This window comes from Planococcus donghaensis MPA1U2 (assembly GCF_000189395.1).
Taxonomy (GTDB): domain Bacteria; phylum Bacillota; class Bacilli; order Bacillales_A; family Planococcaceae; genus Planococcus; species Planococcus donghaensis_B.
On sequence record NZ_AEPB01000020.1, the window covers coordinates 15,824 to 33,599 of the forward strand.

The following is a 17,776-nucleotide window of genomic DNA, read 5'->3' on the forward strand; positions in this document are numbered from 1 at the left end:
TCGTTAGGAGATAGCTGATTCCGATGTGAAAACTGCAACTAGAGGAGAAATTTTTTATGAAGAAAATAGCTTGGATTACGGATACAGCTGCACAACTTGACGATGATTTTATCCGAAAACATGATGTCTATGTTCTGCCACTTAGTGTGGTTTTTTCAGATAGAGAATATAGAGAATCCATTGATCTCACACAAGAAGAATTTTACGATAAATTAAAACTAGCGAAAGTGTCACCAAAAACGTCGCAACCAGCAATTGGAGAAATGTTGGCTTTATATGAGAGATTACAAGAAGAAGGCTATAATTTTGCCATTGCTGTTCACTTATCAAGTGGACTTTCGGGAACATTTGAAACGGCACAAGCTGCTTCTGAAATGTCTGATTTCAATGTCTATCCGATCGATTCGAAAATTGGTTCGTTTCCAATGGTGAAGATGATTGAAGTGGGCAATGAATTACTTGCAAACGGTAAAGAAATCGAAGAAGTTGTTTCAACGCTTACAGCAATGACGGCTAAGTCAAAGCTGTCGTTTATTCCGTCTAGCTTAAACCAATTGCACAAAAGCGGGCGTGTTTCGGGAACCCAAACGTTTTTAAGTAATTTGTTAAACATTAAAGTGGTGATTAGTTTTGTAGATGGCAAACCGGTGATGACTGAAAAAGTTCGTACAAACAAACGTGCAAAAGATCATGTGATGTCTCTATTGCGCGCAGATATGGCAGCTGGTGCTGTACCAGAAGTGGCTGTTATTCATTGCAACAACATTCCGGACTCAGAAGCATGGCAAAATGAGTTATTGCAAGAATTTCCGAGTTTAAAAGTAGAAGTGGCGGCTCTTAGTGTTTGCGTTGGTGTACATGCAGGAGATGGTACGACTGGCTTGAGCTGGGTCAGTTATTAATTAGAAGACGAAAAAGACCGCTGATCCGAGATCAGCGGTCTTTCAATTTCCATGAAAATTTATTTATTCGTAAATGCTTTGATTTCTTCTTTGTCCATAGAAGAATCACATTCCACATTTACTGTGTTGCCATTTGTATAAATGAAACCAGGAACCGTTGGAATGTTGAACTCATTGCGTAGTGAAGTGATACCCGTCATATCATCTGATTCTACACTGTTTACATAGTAAACATGAGTAGCTGTTTCATCAGCAACTTGTTTTAGTTTTTGTACGAACGTTTTACAAAAAGGACAAACTTCTTTACCTACATAAAGTACAGCTTCAGAATCACCTTTAAGCAATTCTAGTGCTTTTGTAGAATTAATTTTTTCAAAACCTGCTATGTTTTCTTGATAAGTCGTCATGTTCAATCAATCTCCTCTCTCTAATAACTTCATTGTACAGTAAGAGGAGAGTGGACCAAAAAGTTATGCTTGCGGATGATGGGAATAGGGACAAAATTTCGAAACAAGCTACTTTCCAGAAAGCTAAGAGTCGTGTAAACTGTATAGGGCTAAGAAAAAGAGACTTTACGTATGGACTTATAAATAGATTTTCCGTATAGATACAACAAGAATTATAGATGATAGAAGAGTGATCATCTCACCATGAAAGGATTGGAAGTTGAATATGAAAGAGAATTTCTGGCGTGATTTACCACGACCATTTTTTGTTTTAGCGCCGATGGAAGATGTGACGAATGTAGTGTTTCGCCATGTAGTGGCAGAAGCTGCAAGACCAGATGTGTTTTTTACTGAATTTACAAATACCGAAAGTTACTGTCATCCAGAAGGGATTTTCAGCGTGCGTGGCCGTTTAACGTTCACGGAAGATGAACAACCAATGGTAGCTCATATATGGGGCAATAAGCCTGAGCATTTCCGAGAAATGAGTATCGGAATGGCTAAGCAAGGATTTAAAGGTGTCGACATCAACATGGGTTGCCCAGTACCGAACGTTGCAGCTAAAGGAAAAGGAAGCGGATTGATTCGCTATCCTGACAACGCAGCAGAGATTATCCAAGCGGCTAAAGCAGGTGGTTTACCCGTAAGTGTGAAAACACGTCTAGGATACACGGATGTAGAAGAATGGAAAGGCTGGCTGACGCATGTCTTTGAACAAGACATTGCAAACTTGTCGATTCATTTGCGAACGAAAAAAGAAATGAGTGCAGTGCCTGCTCATTGGGAACTCATTCCAGAGATCAAAAAACTTCGCGATAAAATTGCACCGGATACCCTGATAACGATCAATGGAGACATTCCAGATCGCCAAGTTGGATTAGAACTTGCTGAAAAATACGGCATTGATGGTGTCATGATTGGACGCGGAATTTTCCATAATCCGTTTGCTTTTGAAGAAGAGCCGAAGGAACATAGTCCGAAAGAGTTGTTTGATTTACTGAGATTGCATTTAGATTTGCATGACAAATACTCAACTGATATTGAACCGATTGCGTTTAAACCACTTCGTCGTTTCTTTAAAATTTACGTACGCGGTGTGCGTGGTGTGGGCGAATTGAGAAATCAATTGATGTATACTGAAACCACAGATCAAGTACGGGCGTTATTAGCTGAATTTGAAGTAACGAATGAAGCTGAGAATTCAGTAGAAACGAATGTGTAAAGGCAGTCTGAGCCATCACCAATTAGTAAAATTGGTGATGGCTTTTTATTTTTGGAAGTCGCTGCAGTTTTGTTTTTAGATAAAGAAAATGAAATAAGTACACATACTATATAATTTCATTAGATTGTGACTAACTTGTAATCGAGCTATTAATAATATATCGGACACATGAAAAATGTTTAAGAAAATTATCTAAGTACATCAATGAAATATATTAATATAATTAACCCTATGAAATTAAGACTATCTATTATATGATTTAATAGGACTATATAGTTGAAAGGGAGTTATTATTTTGAAAAAAGTGCTAGACTTTACCAAACTTAGATGGAGATATATTTTGGTTGCATTAATTGCGTTAATTATTGGAGGAAATATGGGTCCTTCTCAAGCTGAAGTAGATGCAGCTACCAATAGCAAAGAAAAGCAACAAGAACAAATCGATAAATTAAAATTAACTAATGAAGAATCGAAATTGAAAATTAAAGAGCTAGAAGATAAAGTAAAGCAAGCTGAACCATTTTTCTTGTTAGAAGAGGAAGAACGCAAAGAAAAAGAAGCAGAGCTAAAGAAGAAAGAGGAAGAAGCCAAGGCTAAAAAAGCGAAGGAAGAAGCAGCTGCTAAAGCGAAAGAGGAGGCTAAGGCTAAAGCTAAGGAAGAAGCTGAAGCTAAAGCAGAAGCTAAAAAGAAAGCAGAAGAAGAAGAAAAAGAAAGAATTGGATACGATACAGGAATCACATATGATCAATTGGCTAGAAATCCCGATGATTTTATTTTTGAAAAAGTAAAGTTCTACGGTAAGGTTATTCAAGTAATGGAAGGCGATGGAATAACTCAAATCAGATTAGCTGTGAATGATAATTATGATACTGTTCTCTTTGCAGAATTTGATTCTGCAGTTGTAGATTCCCGTATTTTAGAGGATGATAAAATTACTATAAGAGGTTTATCTTCAGGATTAATGACTTATGAATCTACGATGGGCGGATCTATATCAATCCCTGGCGTTTCTGTCGATCAGATTGAGCAATGATTTAATTCAAAAGTATTCGGCTTTGCGTAAAATATATTACCTAAAAATAAAACCAGCTGCTTATGAGATCGAATGATGTCATAGGCAACTGGTTTTTTCGTAATTGGTTTTAAAACCTTTTTAACATTCCCAACGCATATCGGTATAGCAAACTCAAATAAACTTCTCGATAGGAACCAAAGTATTTTTACTAATTGACTTTACATAAGGGAATCGTTATATTAAATGGCGAAACAGATGATAGGGGTGAACCGTTTGGCATCAGACGTGGAGTTGGAAAACTTAAATTTGATTGATTTATTGAGTGAACGACATATAGCGACACGAAAAATTACAGAGCAGGCTTGGGATAAAGAAAGTAGCATTCAAATCTCGAATTCCGAGTGGATTATAATGGCTCACATTTACAAACAACAACCCACAATTGCATCGGTCACCAAAAACTTAAATATTACTCGTCAAGCAACTCACAAGTTTATTAAAAACTTGGCTGCTAAAGGGTTAGTAGAAGTACAAAATGTGGAGAACAATAAAAAGGAAAAATGCATTCGATTAACAACTTTAGGTGGAATTTGCCATGAAAAGCACGAAGTATTAAAAGAACGGTTAGAAAGCCAAATCGCTAATAAAATTGGTACAGATCAATTGGAAGTCTTAAAGGATATTTTGAAAGCTGAATGGGAAATCTAGTTACGCATTAAAAAAATCCGCCTTCTCAACTAGTTGAGAAGGCGGATTTTTTAGTGGGAGATTAATTAATGGCCTGTGGTTGTTCATCCGTGATCAAGTCATTAATCATTTTATTGATTTCTTCAAAACTCGTGTTTAGTGCATGGGCAAGTTCTTTAAAAAGAATAATTTGTGTATTGTTTAAAAGGTTATAGTCATGTTCATATAAAGACTCTTTTTGAATTTGAGTATCAAACTTCTTGCGCAATAATCCGTTAATAACACCTGCAATTTGCATACGGTCACCTGACTGGATTTTCTTTGGCTGCGCTTTTAGATTTTGTGGAACCTCAGATTCTGTTTCAGGTTGCTTAAAGACTTCAATAATTGCGAGCGCTTCTTCTCGTTGAAGAAGCTTTAACATAACAACCTTGTCGTTATCAACTGGAGTGCTAATCGTCACTAAAGTATTTTCTAAAGGCTGTAATTGATAGTACTTCTTTGTGACCTCTGAAACCGTCATGTCGTATATATCGTTAATTTTACACAGGCCGTGGGTGGAATAAATGATATGATCTCCAATAGCGAACATCTTTGTTCCTCCTCAAATGTAACTCATCTATAAACACTATAACATACTTGGTAAGAATTGTAAACTTGGTTGACGATTTTCAGAGTATGAAAAGATTCTAAAATATATTTTAAACACTAAGTTTAGAAATCGGTAATAAAGGGAATAGAAGTTATTATTAGTTTTGCGTTGCCAAAACGGGGGTAGAATGAGATGAAAAGCATCCAAGAAGCAAAACAGTTGATTAACACGGAGAAGCTCAAGCATTACAATGAAAGATTGGCAGATATAGAACGCGATTTGGATTTTTTCTATGAGGAATCGGTAGATGATGAAGAGTCATTAAAGATTATTCAAGACTTAAAGAACAACGTTGAACGTTTAAAACAAATAAAGAATAGAGAAAAACAAGAGACGGTCACTTAAGACTGTCTCTTTTGCTGTCTTTAAGAGAGACTGAAGGTCGAGAGAATATATGCTATTATTAAAACAGGATTCGATATAGATAATGAAAGCAACAGGAGGAAATTAGATGGACAATAATGATTTATTGATCAGACTACGCTATGCGTTGGATATAAAAAATAAAGATATGGTCGAAATTTTTAAACTAGGTGGTATCGATTTAAGTAAGGACGAAGTGTTAAAAGTTTTGACGAAAACTCCCGAAAGTGATGAAGAAGATGATGACAGCATCTGGGTCGATCACGAAGATCATGAGGATTATATTAAGGCCGAAGATTCTCTTTTTGAATCCTTTTTAAATGGTTTCATTATTTTTAAAAGAGGTCGTCAAGAACCCAAACCTGGACAATCAGATGTTCCTTCGTTGACTAATGAGCGCTCTAACAACTTACTATTGAAGAAAGTGAAAATCGCATTGCAGCTAAACAGTGAAGATATGTTAGCGATTTGGGATTTAGCAGGAGTGACCGTTACAAAAGGGGAACTAGGTGCTTTACTTCGAAAAGTCGGTCACAAAAATTACAAAGAATGCGGCGATCGCTACGCGCGGAATTTCCTTAAAGGGTTAGCGATTAAGTATAGAAAATAACTTGGACATCTCCATTTGCGATTCACATCGCTTAATGGAGATATTTTTATATTGGAAAAAAAGACTTTTTTATGAATAAAAAGAACTATCGCTTTTGTGTAAATATGATTATGATAGAGAGAAGAGATCATAAATGGATACGAAGGGGATAGCGAGATGAATTGGTTGCCGAGGAGAAAAAATAAGGTAACAGCTTTTTGGGAATGGTTTGTAGTAAACGAGCAAGCATACCTAGAATTAGAAGGTACGGGTGCTGTTAAACTGTTTAACCAATTAGAAAAGAAGTTGCAGAAAGTAAATAAACACTTAGCTTTTGAAATGGGTGATATTCAACAAGACGGCAAACGGGAATTTATCATTAGTGCAGATGGCATGGTTGAAGCATTTGATGATGTAATTGAATTGGTTGAAAACGCTCCTAAACTTAGTGCTTTTGACATTACTGCTTTTCGCCAGCAACAAGCTGAAGAAGTGACAGTTGAATATGGCGATATCGAATTGGGTTGGGATGATCTTTTTTGTACATATGAAAAAGAAGAGACTAATGGTGAACTTAATTTGATTCTTTATATTAAAGGCTTTAACGAAGAAAATGAAGACGAATTTGTTTCGGCTTCTTTTATTCTGTTAGATACAATAATCGGAGAATACAATGTAGGCATGCACATTGGGGAAATCGAATTTACCAATTATGCCGGACAACCTAATGTTCGCCCAGTAAAAGAGTTGCAAAGCTTGTTTATAACTGATGATTTACCACAAAGTGGAACATGAAAAAATAAGAGCCTTATCCGAAATTTTATTTGGATAGGGCTCTATTTCTGAAAAAAGTGCCTTATAAAAGAGGTTTTTTTATTATTTCACAGAAAGTTCATTGTTTTTAGATAGATTATCTTGACCTAACCTCTAGATGCATGTACTATACTAAGAATACTTATAACTGAATAGTGAATTCTTATCAAGAGAAGTTGAGGGACTGGCCCTACGACACTTCAGCAACCAGCCGCAAGGTAAGGTGCTAAATCCAGCAGGCAAAAAATGCCTGACAGATGAAAAGGACGAGTTTGATATCGTAAAGCCTTCTTTTTCATGAAGGCTTTTTTTGTTTATATAAAGGGGGTTAATAGATGGGTTTATTAGATGAATTAAAGACAAGAATTTTGACAGCAGATGGTGCCATGGGAACCTTGCTTTACTCATACGGCATCGAGTATTGTAACGAAGAGTTGAATTTACAACGCCCCGAAATCGTTGAGAAAATCCATCTCGATTATATCAAAGCAGGGGCCGATATTATCCAAACCAATACGTACGGGGCGAATGCTCTGAAACTAGCTCGCTACGGTTTAGAATCGCAAGTCGCAGAGATCAACAAAGCTGCTATTGATATCGCCAACCGAGCAGCAGCACCAGGAGGACAATTTGTTTTTGGAACGATTGGCGGCATTCGGGGTATCCGCAAAAGCGATGCTAGTTTGCAAGAAATCATTGCGATGGTTGACCAGCAAGCTACTCATTTACTAGAAGGAAATCCGGACGGGTTATTGTTAGAAACTTATTATGATTTTGAAGAGCTCGCAGCGACCGTTAAACATTTAAAGAGCATTACTAATACACCGCTAATCGCCCAAGTGTCCATGCATGACCCAGGAATTTTGCAAAATGGTATGTCGTTAAACGATGCGTTGCATCAATTAGAAACGCTTGGGGCAGATATTGTTGGAGTCAATTGCCGCTTAGGCCCTCACCATACTATTCAAGCATTTGAAGAAGTGACGTTGCCTGAAAAAGCTTTTCTATCAGCTTATCCAAATGCCAGCTTGCTGGACGTGGAAGACGGGCGAATTGTTTATGAATCAGAGGCCGATTATTTTGGACGTGCAGCTTTACTGCTGAGAGAAGAAGGTGTTCGTTTGATTGGTGGCTGTTGTGGAACGACGCCAAAACATATCGAAGCCGTGAAAAAACATCTAGGTCAGCTTGCGCCGATTGTTCGCAAAGAAGTAACTGAAAGAAAACCAATCGTTATTCGAGAAGCCGAAGCGTTAGAAGTAAAGCCGCTTCACGAAAAAGCAAAAACGGAACGAACCATTATTGTAGAACTTGATACACCCCGTCATTTAGACGTTACGAAATTCTTAGAAGGCTCGGTTGCGTTAAAAGCAGCTGGAGTAGATGCTGTGACGATGGCCGACAATTCACTGGCTTCACCACGCATTAGCAATATGGCGATGGGGTCGATTTTAAAACATACAGAAGACATTCGTGCACTTGCTCACATTACATGCCGCGACCGCAATTTAATTGGTTTGCAATCGCATTTGATGGGCCTTGACGCACTTGGCATACACGATATACTCGCAGTCACAGGTGATCCGACTAAAGTGGGTGATTTCCCAGGAGCGACAAGCGTTTATGATGTGTCAAGTATGGAATTGATTCAATTAATCAAGAAGTTGAACGAAGGCATTTCATTTTCTGGGAAATCGTTACGGAAAAAAGCCAACTTCTCGGTTGCTGCCGCATTCAACCCGAATGTCCGTGTGCTTGACCGAGCAGTAGCAAGACTCGAAAAGAAAATTGAAAGTGGCGCGGATTATTTTATTTCGCAACCTGTTTATACGAAAGAAAAAATTACAGAAATTTACGAAGCGACCAAACATTTAGAAACGCCAATTTTCATTGGGGTTATGCCGTTGACCAGTATTCGCAGCGCAGAATTCCTGCACAATGAAGTACCGGGCATAAAGCTGTCAGATGATGCGTTAGCACGCATGCGTGCGTGTGGCGATGACAAAGACCGAGCAACTGAAGAAGGCATTCAAATTGCAAAAGAATTAATTGATACCGCAGCCGAATTATTCCATGGAATTTACTTGATCACGCCATTTGTGCGTTACGATATGACCGTAGAACTGATTCACTATATTCGTCAACTAGATCAACAGAAAGAGAGCGATCGCAACCATGTCCAAGCATCTTATTGAACAACAACTCGAAAAAAGAATATTGATCATCGACGGAGCCATGGGAACGATGATTCAAAACGAAGATTTGTCTCCTGAAGATTTTGGCGGAGAGGAATTTGATGGGTGCAACGAATACTTGAACATTGTGCGTCCCGATGTTATCAAAAATGTTCATACCGCATATCTTGAAGCAGGAGCCGATATTCTTTGTACCAATACGTTTGGTGGAACGCCAATCGTCTTGGACGAATACGGAATTGGCGACCAAGCGGCGGATATTAATAGACGCGCAGTTGAAATTGCGAAAAAAGCGGCTGCTGAATTTTCCACCCCGGAATGGCCTCGTTTTGTGGCAGGTGCCATTGGACCGACAACGAAAACCTTGTCTGTAACAGGAGGGGCTACATTTGATGAAATGCTGGAAAACTTTTATGTGCAAGCAAAAGCATTAATTGAAGGCGGCGCCGATCTGATTTTATTGGAAACCAGTCAAGATATGTTAAATGTTAAAGCCGCAACGATTGGCATTAACCAAGCGTTTGAAGAAACGGGCCTCGAATTGCCGATTATGGTGTCAGGCACCATCGAGCCGATGGGAACGACATTAGCGGGTCAAAGCATTGAAGCATTTTATATTTCGATTGAACACGTCAAACCCCTGTCAGTCGGGTTGAACTGTGCAACAGGTCCAGAATTTATGACTGATCATATTCGGTCATTGTCCGAGCTGTCGGATGGTTATGTGAGCTGTTATCCGAATGCCGGCTTACCCGATGAAGACGGTCATTACCATGAAACGCCTGAATCGCTTGCGAAAAAATTGCGTGGTTTTGCGGACAAAGGCTGGTTGAACGTCGTGGGCGGTTGTTGTGGGACAACCCCTGCACATATTAAAGCAGTTCGAGAAGCAATGGACGGGTTGCCACCGAGAAAACCAGATCCGATCGAGCATGGTCATGTCGTATCTGGAATCGAGCCGTTGCAATATGATGAAACGATGCGCCCTTTGTTTATTGGAGAGCGAACCAACGTAATCGGTTCTCGTAAATTCAAACGATTAATTATTGATGGACAGTTTGAAGAAGCCGCTGAAATCGCTCGTGCGCAAGTGAAAAATGGGGCACATGTCATTGATATTTGTTTAGCGAATCCTGACCGTGATGAAGTCGAAGACATGACTCATTTTATGAAAGAAGTCGTCAAAAAAGTAAAAGTGCCGCTCGTAATTGATTCCACAGACGAAGAAGTCATTGAAGTAGCATTGAAATTTTCGCAAGGGAAAGCCATTATCAATTCCATCAACTTAGAAGACGGAGAAGAGCGTTTTGAGGCCGTCATGCCGCTTGTGAAAAAATACGGAGCAGCTGTTGTAGTGGGGACGATTGATGAAGTAGGGATGGCTGTTACACGCGAGCGTAAACTCGAAATCGCGGAACGCTCTTACGATTTACTAGTTAATAAATGGGGACTAGCGCCAGAGGATATCATTTTTGATCCACTTGTTTTCCCAGTCGGAACAGGAGATCAACAATACATTGGTTCTGCGGTAGAAACCATCGAAGGCATTCGTCTCATTAAAGAAAAGCTGCCGCGTACGTTAACAATTTTAGGTGTTAGTAACGTGTCATTCGGCTTGCCGCCGGTTGGTCGTGAAGTGTTGAACGCGGTGTATTTGTACCATTGCACACAAGCTGGCTTGGATTATGCCATCGTTAATACAGAAAAACTAGAACGTTATGCATCGATTCCGAAACAAGAAATTGATATGGCCAATGAACTGCTGTTTACCACTACAGACGATACTTTAGCTGACTTTACAGCTTTTTACCGTGATAAGAAAAAGGAAAAAACCGAAGACGATATCCCAAAAACGGTACCGGACCGGTTAGCTTACTACATTATAGAAGGAACAAAAGAAGGCTTGATTCCCGATTTGGAAAAAGCGTTGGATATGTACGATGAACCGCTTGATGTCATCAACGGACCTTTGATGAAAGGGATGGCCGAAGTAGGTCGTTTGTTTAATGACAATCAATTAATTGTGGCCGAAGTGCTGCAAAGTGCAGGCGTTATGAAAGCAGCAGTTTCATTCCTTGAGCAGTTTATGGAGAAAAAAGAAGACGATTCCGGAAAAGGGAAAATCGTTTTGGCGACTGTAAAAGGTGACGTGCATGACATCGGCAAAAACTTAGTAGAAATCATTTTGAGCAATAATGGCTTTAAAGTTATTGACGTCGGCATTAAAGTAACACCGGCTACGTTAATCGAAGTGATTCGAAAAGAAAAGCCGGACATGATTGGTTTGTCAGGTCTACTCGTTAAATCAGCAAAACAAATGGTCATTACCGCGCAAGATTTTAAAGAAGCGGGTATTGATGTACCCATTTTAGTAGGCGGTGCGGCGTTATCAAGACGCTTTACGGAAACGAAAATTTCAGCGGAATACGACGGTCCGGTAATTTACGCAAAAGACGCGATGCAAGGACTCGACTTGGCGAACCGTTTACAAAGTGGCGCAGGAAAAGCAGAGTTGTTGTTGGAGTTAGACGCGCAGCAAGAAAAACGCCAAGCATCTGAAGCGGTCCGCGCAGCAAAACCGGCTGTGGCGGTGGCTGAAAAACCAGTGAAAACCGTGCGTGAAGATGTCACGGTTTACGTACCAAACGATTTGCGTCGACACGTACTAAAAGATTATTCTGTGGCTCATTTGTATCCATATGTTAATATGCGCACATTGATTGGTCATCACCTTGGGTTAAAAGGCTTTAGCGAGAAAACTTTAGCAAAAGGCGATCCGCGTGCTGTTCAGCTTCATGAACTGGCAACTGAGTTTTTAGGTTCTGGTGTATTGAAGCCGTCCGGGATGTATCAATTTTTCCCAGCTCAAAGTGATGGAGACGATGTCATCGTTTACGATCCGAAAGACGGCAAAACGGAAATCGAGCGCTTTACTTTCCCACGTCAATCGGCTCCTCCGTTCTTATGTTTGTCCGATTACTTAAAATCCGTCGACAGTGGCGAAATGGATTACGTCGCCTTTATGCAAGTAACGGCAGGATTTGGCGTACGCGAGCAAGCGACACGCTTGAAAGAACAAGGCAAGTTTTTAGAAAGTCATGCACTGCAAGCAACAGCGCTTGAACTAGCAGAAGGCTTTGCAGAGCGTATTCACCAAGAAATCCGCGACCAATGGGGATTCCCAGACGCAACCGATTTCTCCATGCGCGAACGCTTTGCTGCTAAATACCAAGGACAACGCTTCTCTTTCGGATACCCCGCGTGTCCGAACTTAGAGGATCAAGCCAAATTATTCAACTTAATCAAACCAGAAGACATCGGCGTTCACTTAACCGAAGAATACATGATGGACCCCGAAGCATCCGTGTCCGCAATCGTCTTTGCTCATCCGGATGCGAGATATTTTATAGTGGATTGAGGATAGAAAAGCGGAAGCAGCCATGTAGCTCTGCCGGGCATAAGACAGAGCAGCGAAGTGGCGCACTTTGCCACACAGCTGGGATGGCTTATGACCCAAAGAGCTGGGCGCTGGAGCCTGGACAGAGAAAAGCGAAAGCAGCCGTGTAGATTCGATGGGCATAAGACGCACTGGCGAAGCGGCGTTCTTTGCCGCACAGCCAGAGTGGCTTATGACCCAAGAATCTGGCTGCTGGAGTCTGGACAGAGAAAAGCGAAAGCAGCCGTGCCGGCGGGAAGCGCCCGCCTAGAGCAAATTCTTAATTCCTGAAACAGTTAAAACCCCGAAAGCCATAATAGATGGCGTTCGGGGTTTTATGTTTTCATTTAGTAATGACAGGCAATTAATTTACTTTATCCAACAAGAAGCCATAGCCTTGTGCTTCCATATCTGCTTCAGGAACAAACAGCAACGCCGCACCGTTCATGCAATAGCGCAAGCCGCCTTTGTCTTCGGGGCCATCGTTAAAGACATGCCCTAAGTGACTGTCTCCTGCCCGACTTCTAATTTCGGTTCGTTTCATAAAGAACAAACCGTCATCATGTTCAGTCACTACGTCAGGATCAATCGGTTTTGTAAAACTCGGCCATCCGGTTGTGGAATCGTACTTGTCGGCAGAAGAGAAAAGCGGTTCTCCTGTCGTGATATCCACATAAATGCCTGGTTCATAAAAGCCGTCGTATTCACTTGAAAATGCACGTTCCGTATCGTCTTCTTGTGTAACGGCATATTGAATATCAGTTAACGTTGCTTTTAGTTCGTCGTCACTTGGCTTTGGGTAAAGCGCAGGATCGATTAACGATTGCGCATCTTCGCCTAGTTTTTGATCTTCTAACGTATCAAATTCGACATGACAGTAGCCGTCTGGATTTTTTTCGAGATAATCTTGGTGATACTCTTCAGCTAAATAATAATGATCCAGCATTTCAACTTCCGTAACGATTGGATCATCATAGCGAGCTTCTTGGGCAGCTACCACTTTGTCGATCACAGCACGGTCGTCTTCATTTTCATAATAAATGCCTGTACGGTACTGTTCACCTCGGTCATTGCCTTGTTGATTTAAAAGCGTTGGGTCAATGATGAGGAAGTAATGATTCAATACTTCTTCTAAATCCACACGTTCTGGGTCATACCGGACATGGACTGTTTCAGCGTGTCCTGTATTTTCGCGAACCACTTCTTCATAAGTTGGATTTTCCGTATTGCCATTCGCATAACCAGATGTCACATCATAAACACCGTAAACTCTTGCCATATAAGCTTCGACGCCCCAGAAACAGCCGCCAGCTAAGTAAATATCTTTTAAGTTGTCTGTATCAAATTCGAGGTCTGTGTTTGGGTTGTCTGGAAATTTAGACGTACTTGTTCCGGTGGCATTTCCAGAATCAGAGCTCGTAGAATCAGATGCATTTGACGTACCACAACCTGAAAGCAGCAATAGCAATAAAATCACAAAGCCTGCTAATGTCAGTGTTTTCATAGTAAAGCTCCTGCCTTTCTTGGTGGAGTGATTTGGAAACGGTTCTTACCTTTAGTTTAAGCTACTCGCTAATAAAAGAGGTACTGAGGCGATTCGAAAAAAACTGACAATTCATAAGGTCTGTCACAAAATAGATTTATTCAGTTACAGTAAGTTCGTAAAGTAGAAGGGGATTTGATTGGCGTGCTAAGATTTAGTCATTGTGGAAAGGAGGCGGGCAAATGGTTGTGTTGAACGTCTTAGATTATTCGCCAATTGATGAAGGACAGACCGCGTCGGTGGCGCTTGAACAAACTACCGAGCTTGTGCAGTTGGCAGAGGAGCTTGGGTTCAAGCGGTTCTGGGTAGCTGAGCATCATAAAGTCGAGTCGGTCGCAGGCAGTACGCCGGAAATGTTAATGATGCATTTGGCGACTTCTACGAAAACGATTCGGATTGGCTCAGGCGGGGTTATGTTGCCGCATTACAGTGCATATAAAGTAGCGGAAAATTTCCGCATGCTTGAAGCGTTGCATCCGGGCCGCATCGATCTTGGCATTGGTCGTTCGCGCAGTTACCGTAACGTCAACGCAGCATTAAATGAAAGCAAAACAAAACGGTTGCCATACGATCAACAAATAACGGATCTACAAAAATATTTTTCAGATGATACGAAAAGTGAACATCGCTTTCAATCGTTAGTAGCGATGCCAATGATAAATACAGCACCCGAAATGTGGCTACTTGGTACAGGGCTTGGCAGTGCGAAGCTAGCTGCTGAAAAAGGCATGAGTTACGCGTATGCTCATTTTGCAAAACCGTCAGGACAATCCGTCGATGTTGTGAACACATATCGCGCAGAATTTCAGCCATCGGTATTTTTACAGGAGCCAAAAGTGATTCTAGCTGTTTTTGCAGTAGTTGCTGAAACGGCAGAAAAAGCTGAGGAGTTAGCGACTGCGTTTGATTTGTGGCTATTGTTTATTGAATCTGATTCGCCACCTCCTTATTATCCGTCAGCCGACACTGCTCGAAAGCGTGGCTTTAGTGCAAGTGAACAAGAAAAAGTAGACCGCAATCGTCGACGCATGTTGATTGGAACTGCAGAGCAAGTAAAAGAGCAGATTGAAGACCTTGCTGAACGATTTGGAGCAGATGAAGTCACCTTAATCCCAAATATTTCAGGTGCCGCTAACCGCATGAACGCATTGCGTTTATTGGCATCAGCAGTTGATTTATCTGGAAAATGAAACCATTTGTATCCTGCTGCGTATTATGTGAAAAGCAGAAGGGTAGGCGTGGCAAATGGAAATCAAATCGAAAGAGAAAGAAAAGAAAGATCGCTGGTGGATTTGGGATGTGGTGGAATTTATAGTAGAGGGTTTGGAGCTATTATTTTTCTTGCCACGTACGGTCTTTCGTTTTCTCAAAGATTTATAAGGGGTGTTGACGCTGGCGGACAGTATTTCTCGATTTTGGACAGTATTCGGCTCAATTTCGACAGTATTTTATCCAATTCGGACAGTATTTCACCCAATCTCGACAGTATCGCCAATAAATGGAAAAAAGCCGCCTAGTTTAGGCGGCTTTTCTTCGTTTTATAGCTTTGCAAACTCAGGATCTGCAACTTTTACTAATTGTTTGCCGAGATTCGTACCTTTGAACAAGCCAAGGAACGCTTCTGGCGTATTTTCAAAGCCTTCAACAATCGTTTCATCGTATTTCAATTTGCCTTCTTGCAGCCATTGCGTAAGTGCCGCAACGCCTGTTGGCAATTCTTTTGCGTAGTCACCAAGCGTAAAGCCTTTCATCATTGTGCTGGTCCGAATAAATTGTCCTTGCATGCGTGGCCCAAGGTCTCCTTCTTCATTGTTATAAGAAGAGATAGCGCCGCATAATGAAATGCGTGCATGTTTGTTTAACTGACGAATCACGGCGTCAGAAATGTCGCCACCAACATTATCAAAGTACACGTCAACGCCATCAGGAAGTGCGTTGATCAAGTCTTCTTTAAAGCTGTCCTTTTTGTAATTCACCGCAGCATCGAAACCGAGTTCATTGATCAAGTAATCGATTTTATCATCAGAACCGGCGATGCCAACAACGCGAGTCCCTTTAATTTTTGCGATTTGGCCAACAATCGAACCGACTGCACCGGCTGCGCCTGAAACGACTACCGTTTCGCCTGCTTGCGGATTCGCGATATCAAGCAATCCGAAATAAGCAGTAAGTCCAGTCAATCCAAGAACACTCAAGTGTGCCGTAATAGATGCAGCGGTTGGATCAACTTTTTGCAGCTTGCTGGCATTTGCTACATTGTACTCAGCCCAGCTTAGGTTACTGCTGACAATATCACCTTTTTCAAATAAATCCGAGCGTGATTCAACAACTTCAGCTAACAGGCCACCAGTTAAAGCTTGGTTTAATTCGAATGGAGGGATATAAGATTTTACGTCTCTCATCCGTCCGCGCATATACGGGTCTACAGATAGGTAAAGTGTTTTTAACAAAACTTCATTTTCTGCGGGTGTCGGAATTTCTTTTTCGACAAAATTAAAATCATCATTAGTTGGCATGCCTTCTGGGCGGTTCGCCAATTGAATTTCTTTATGTAATTGAGCTGTCATGAAAAATTCCTCCTCTAGATACGAATTCGAGAAAAGCGTACCACTCAGATAAAGAGTGGTCAAAAATAATGTACCGAAAAAACGCGGCGAGCGCGTATTCTTGATTCCTTAAAATCCATATGCTATTTTGAAATACCGATACCTTTCGGAAAAGATGAGAACCAAGAAAAGAGGAACTTCCATGAAGCCATTATATAAAGAATTATTTAACGAAATCACTTTGCCAAATGGCGTCGTGTTAAACGATCGTCTTGGAGTTGCGCCAATGACGACGTATTCAGGAAATGAAGACGGTACGGTTTCCGATGAAGAATTGAGCTATTACAATCGCCGTGCAGGTTTAGGCAGTTTATACGTTACGGCGTGTATCGCGGTTTCAGAAAACGGCATTGCGTTCCCAAATCAGTTTATTGGATTTGACGATAGTGCATTGCCACGCTTAAAACAGCTGGCTAAAGAAATGAAATCAAAAGGCAGTAAAGCTATACTGCAAATGCAACATGGCGGCCGACAAAGCCAGCCTGAATTGATTAAAGCAAACGAAACGGTAGCGCCAAGTGCTGTTCCGGGTGAAGCTGGAAAACCAACTCCGCGCGAATTGACTGAAGAGGAAATTTACGCGATTATCGAAGATTTTGGTGAAACGACAAGAAGAGCGATTGAAGCAGGCTTTGATGGTGTTGAAATTCACGGAGCGAATACGTATTTGCTTCAGCAATTTGTTTCATCCGTGACAAACCAGCGTCAAGATCAATGGGGAGGCACGCTTGTAAATCGCATGAGATTCCCACTTGCCGTTATGAAAAAAGTTCAAGACACGGTAGCTAAATATGCAGATGAGCAATTTATCGTAGGCTACCGCCTATCGCCAGAAGAAAACAATGAAAAAACTACCGGTTATACAATTGAAGAAACAAAAATATTGGTGGAAGAATTAATCGACCGTGGCATTCATTATATTCACGTATCGTTGTTTGAATTTAAGAAAACACCAAAAGGCGCTGAACAAGGCGACAGTATCATTCGCATTTTAGCAGATCAAATTAAAGGCCGCGTGCCATTTGTAGCTGTTGGTAGTGTGAAAACACCAGAAGACGCTTTATCGGTCATCGCAGAAGGTGCCGACATTGTCGTGATGGGTCGCCAAGCATTGATTGATCCTGAGTGGACGGAAAAAATCAAACAAGGCAAAGAGCAAGAAATCAATCCCGTTATTAAACCTAACATGGTAGGAACGTTAGATATTCCACAAAACATGTGGCACTTAATCACGTCGTACGGCATGGTTACCGTTGCGGACAATTGATTAATAGTTTGTGAAAACACTTATAAAAAACGCAGTTCCG

Annotated in this window: 16 protein-coding genes and 1 riboswitch; of the genes, 12 read left to right on the forward strand and 4 right to left on the reverse strand. The window is 41.0% G+C overall.

Going from position 1 to position 17,776, the window contains the following annotated elements; all coding sequences use genetic code 11:
• Positions 1-56: 56 nt before the first annotated feature.
• The gene (locus GPDM_RS05875) at positions 57-902 is read left to right on the forward strand and encodes a DegV family protein (RefSeq protein ID WP_008429904.1); all 846 of its coding nucleotides are present in this window, start codon (positions 57-59) and stop codon (positions 900-902) included.
• 59 nt (positions 903-961) lie between these two features.
• Here the strand turns inward: GPDM_RS05875 and GPDM_RS05880 are convergent, their stop codons facing one another.
• The gene (locus tag GPDM_RS05880) at positions 962-1,309 is read right to left on the reverse strand and encodes a DUF6568 family protein (RefSeq protein ID WP_008429906.1); all 348 of its coding nucleotides are present in this window, start codon (positions 1,307-1,309) and stop codon (positions 962-964) included.
• 265 nt (positions 1,310-1,574) lie between these two features.
• On the opposite strand from GPDM_RS05880, the gene GPDM_RS05885 reads away from it, so the two are divergent.
• The 3 genes from GPDM_RS05885 (at position 1,575) to GPDM_RS05895 (ending at position 4,293) form a co-directional block, all read left to right on the forward strand.
• The gene (locus tag GPDM_RS05885) at positions 1,575-2,570 is read left to right on the forward strand and encodes a tRNA dihydrouridine synthase (protein ID WP_008429909.1); all 996 of its coding nucleotides are present in this window, start codon (positions 1,575-1,577) and stop codon (positions 2,568-2,570) included.
• Between the two features lie 304 nt (positions 2,571-2,874).
• Positions 2,875-3,603 carry a toxin regulator gene (locus GPDM_RS05890; RefSeq protein ID WP_237704140.1) on the forward strand — a complete coding sequence of 243 codons (729 nt, stop codon included), beginning with the start codon at positions 2,875-2,877 and terminating at the stop codon, positions 3,601-3,603.
• Positions 3,604-3,858: 255 nt separating this feature from the next.
• Positions 3,859-4,293, forward strand: coding sequence for a MarR family winged helix-turn-helix transcriptional regulator (locus GPDM_RS05895; protein WP_008429911.1), 435 nt, complete (start codon positions 3,859-3,861; stop codon positions 4,291-4,293).
• A gap of 61 nt (positions 4,294-4,354) precedes the next feature.
• Here GPDM_RS05895 and GPDM_RS05900 read toward each other — a convergent pair whose 3' ends face one another.
• On the reverse strand, positions 4,355-4,864 hold the full coding sequence (locus GPDM_RS05900) for a CarD family transcriptional regulator (RefSeq protein WP_008429912.1): 510 nt from the start codon (positions 4,862-4,864) through the stop codon (positions 4,355-4,357).
• A gap of 192 nt (positions 4,865-5,056) precedes the next feature.
• On the opposite strand from GPDM_RS05900, the gene GPDM_RS05905 reads away from it, so the two are divergent.
• The 5 genes from GPDM_RS05905 to metH all read left to right on the forward strand — a co-directional run bounded on the left by GPDM_RS05905 (position 5,057) and on the right by metH (position 12,302).
• Positions 5,057-5,269: a hypothetical protein gene (locus tag GPDM_RS05905; protein WP_008429913.1), complete on the forward strand. Its 213-nt coding sequence runs from the start codon at positions 5,057-5,059 to the stop codon at positions 5,267-5,269.
• Positions 5,270-5,375: 106 nt separating this feature from the next.
• Positions 5,376-5,897: a YehS family protein gene (locus tag GPDM_RS05910; protein WP_008429914.1), complete on the forward strand. Its 522-nt coding sequence runs from the start codon at positions 5,376-5,378 to the stop codon at positions 5,895-5,897.
• 156 nt (positions 5,898-6,053) lie between these two features.
• Positions 6,054-6,671 carry a hypothetical protein gene (locus GPDM_RS16310; RefSeq protein WP_008429915.1) on the forward strand — a complete coding sequence of 206 codons (618 nt, stop codon included), beginning with the start codon at positions 6,054-6,056 and terminating at the stop codon, positions 6,669-6,671.
• Between the two features lie 178 nt (positions 6,672-6,849).
• Positions 6,850-6,953, forward strand: a riboswitch (SAM riboswitch).
• Positions 6,954-7,024: 71 nt separating this feature from the next.
• Entirely contained in the window at positions 7,025-8,884 is a 1,860-nt protein-coding gene (locus GPDM_RS05920) for a bifunctional homocysteine S-methyltransferase/methylenetetrahydrofolate reductase (RefSeq protein ID WP_008429916.1), read from the forward strand.
• Positions 8,865-12,302: a methionine synthase gene (metH, locus tag GPDM_RS05925; RefSeq protein WP_008429917.1), complete on the forward strand. Its 3,438-nt coding sequence runs from the start codon at positions 8,865-8,867 to the stop codon at positions 12,300-12,302. The genes GPDM_RS05920 and metH overlap by 20 nt, the downstream gene beginning before the upstream one ends.
• 382 nt (positions 12,303-12,684) lie before the next feature.
• Here the strand turns inward: metH and msrB are convergent, their stop codons facing one another.
• The gene (gene msrB, locus GPDM_RS05935; protein WP_008429920.1) at positions 12,685-13,824 is read right to left on the reverse strand and encodes a peptide-methionine (R)-S-oxide reductase MsrB; all 1,140 of its coding nucleotides are present in this window, start codon (positions 13,822-13,824) and stop codon (positions 12,685-12,687) included.
• A gap of 221 nt (positions 13,825-14,045) precedes the next feature.
• On the opposite strand from msrB, the gene GPDM_RS05940 reads away from it, so the two are divergent.
• Both GPDM_RS05940 and GPDM_RS05945 read left to right on the forward strand, forming a co-directional pair.
• Positions 14,046-15,053: an LLM class flavin-dependent oxidoreductase gene (locus GPDM_RS05940; RefSeq protein WP_008429921.1), complete on the forward strand. Its 1,008-nt coding sequence runs from the start codon at positions 14,046-14,048 to the stop codon at positions 15,051-15,053.
• Positions 15,054-15,101: 48 nt separating this feature from the next.
• Complete coding sequence (locus GPDM_RS05945) at positions 15,102-15,380, forward strand: hypothetical protein (RefSeq protein ID WP_008429922.1); 279 nt, start codon at positions 15,102-15,104, stop codon at positions 15,378-15,380.
• 21 nt (positions 15,381-15,401) lie between these two features.
• Here GPDM_RS05945 and GPDM_RS05950 read toward each other — a convergent pair whose 3' ends face one another.
• Positions 15,402-16,430 carry an NADP-dependent oxidoreductase gene (locus GPDM_RS05950; RefSeq protein WP_008429923.1) on the reverse strand — a complete coding sequence of 343 codons (1,029 nt, stop codon included), beginning with the start codon at positions 16,428-16,430 and terminating at the stop codon, positions 15,402-15,404.
• A 181-nt stretch (positions 16,431-16,611) separates the two neighbouring features.
• Here GPDM_RS05950 and GPDM_RS05955 point away from each other — a divergent pair, with 181 nt between their 5' ends.
• Entirely contained in the window at positions 16,612-17,736 is a 1,125-nt protein-coding gene (locus tag GPDM_RS05955; protein ID WP_008429924.1) for an NADH-dependent flavin oxidoreductase, read from the forward strand.
• The last annotated feature ends 40 nt before the right edge of the window (positions 17,737-17,776 follow it).

What these genes read in the sequence shown, in the direction of transcription:
- GPDM_RS05875 (WP_008429904.1), top strand. Translation starts at nt 57, where the DNA reads ATGAAGAAAATAGCTTGGATTACGGATACAGCTGCACAACTTGACGAT.
- GPDM_RS05955 (WP_008429924.1), top strand. Translation starts at nt 16,612, where the DNA reads ATGAAGCCATTATATAAAGAATTATTTAACGAAATCACTTTGCCAAAT.
- GPDM_RS05950 (WP_008429923.1), bottom strand. Translation starts at nt 16,430, where the DNA reads ATGACAGCTCAATTACATAAAGAAATTCAATTGGCGAACCGCCCAGAA.
- GPDM_RS05940 (WP_008429921.1), top strand. Translation starts at nt 14,046, where the DNA reads ATGGTTGTGTTGAACGTCTTAGATTATTCGCCAATTGATGAAGGACAG.
- GPDM_RS05885 (WP_008429909.1), top strand. Translation starts at nt 1,575, where the DNA reads ATGAAAGAGAATTTCTGGCGTGATTTACCACGACCATTTTTTGTTTTA.
- GPDM_RS05880 (WP_008429906.1), bottom strand. Translation starts at nt 1,309, where the DNA reads ATGACGACTTATCAAGAAAACATAGCAGGTTTTGAAAAAATTAATTCT.
- GPDM_RS05905 (WP_008429913.1), top strand. Translation starts at nt 5,057, where the DNA reads ATGAAAAGCATCCAAGAAGCAAAACAGTTGATTAACACGGAGAAGCTC.
- metH (WP_008429917.1), top strand. Translation starts at nt 8,865, where the DNA reads ATGTCCAAGCATCTTATTGAACAACAACTCGAAAAAAGAATATTGATC.
- GPDM_RS16310 (WP_008429915.1), top strand. Translation starts at nt 6,054, where the DNA reads ATGAATTGGTTGCCGAGGAGAAAAAATAAGGTAACAGCTTTTTGGGAA.
- GPDM_RS05920 (WP_008429916.1), top strand. Translation starts at nt 7,025, where the DNA reads ATGGGTTTATTAGATGAATTAAAGACAAGAATTTTGACAGCAGATGGT.
- GPDM_RS05900 (WP_008429912.1), bottom strand. Translation starts at nt 4,864, where the DNA reads ATGTTCGCTATTGGAGATCATATCATTTATTCCACCCACGGCCTGTGT.
- msrB (WP_008429920.1), bottom strand. Translation starts at nt 13,824, where the DNA reads ATGAAAACACTGACATTAGCAGGCTTTGTGATTTTATTGCTATTGCTG.
- GPDM_RS05910 (WP_008429914.1), top strand. Translation starts at nt 5,376, where the DNA reads ATGGACAATAATGATTTATTGATCAGACTACGCTATGCGTTGGATATA.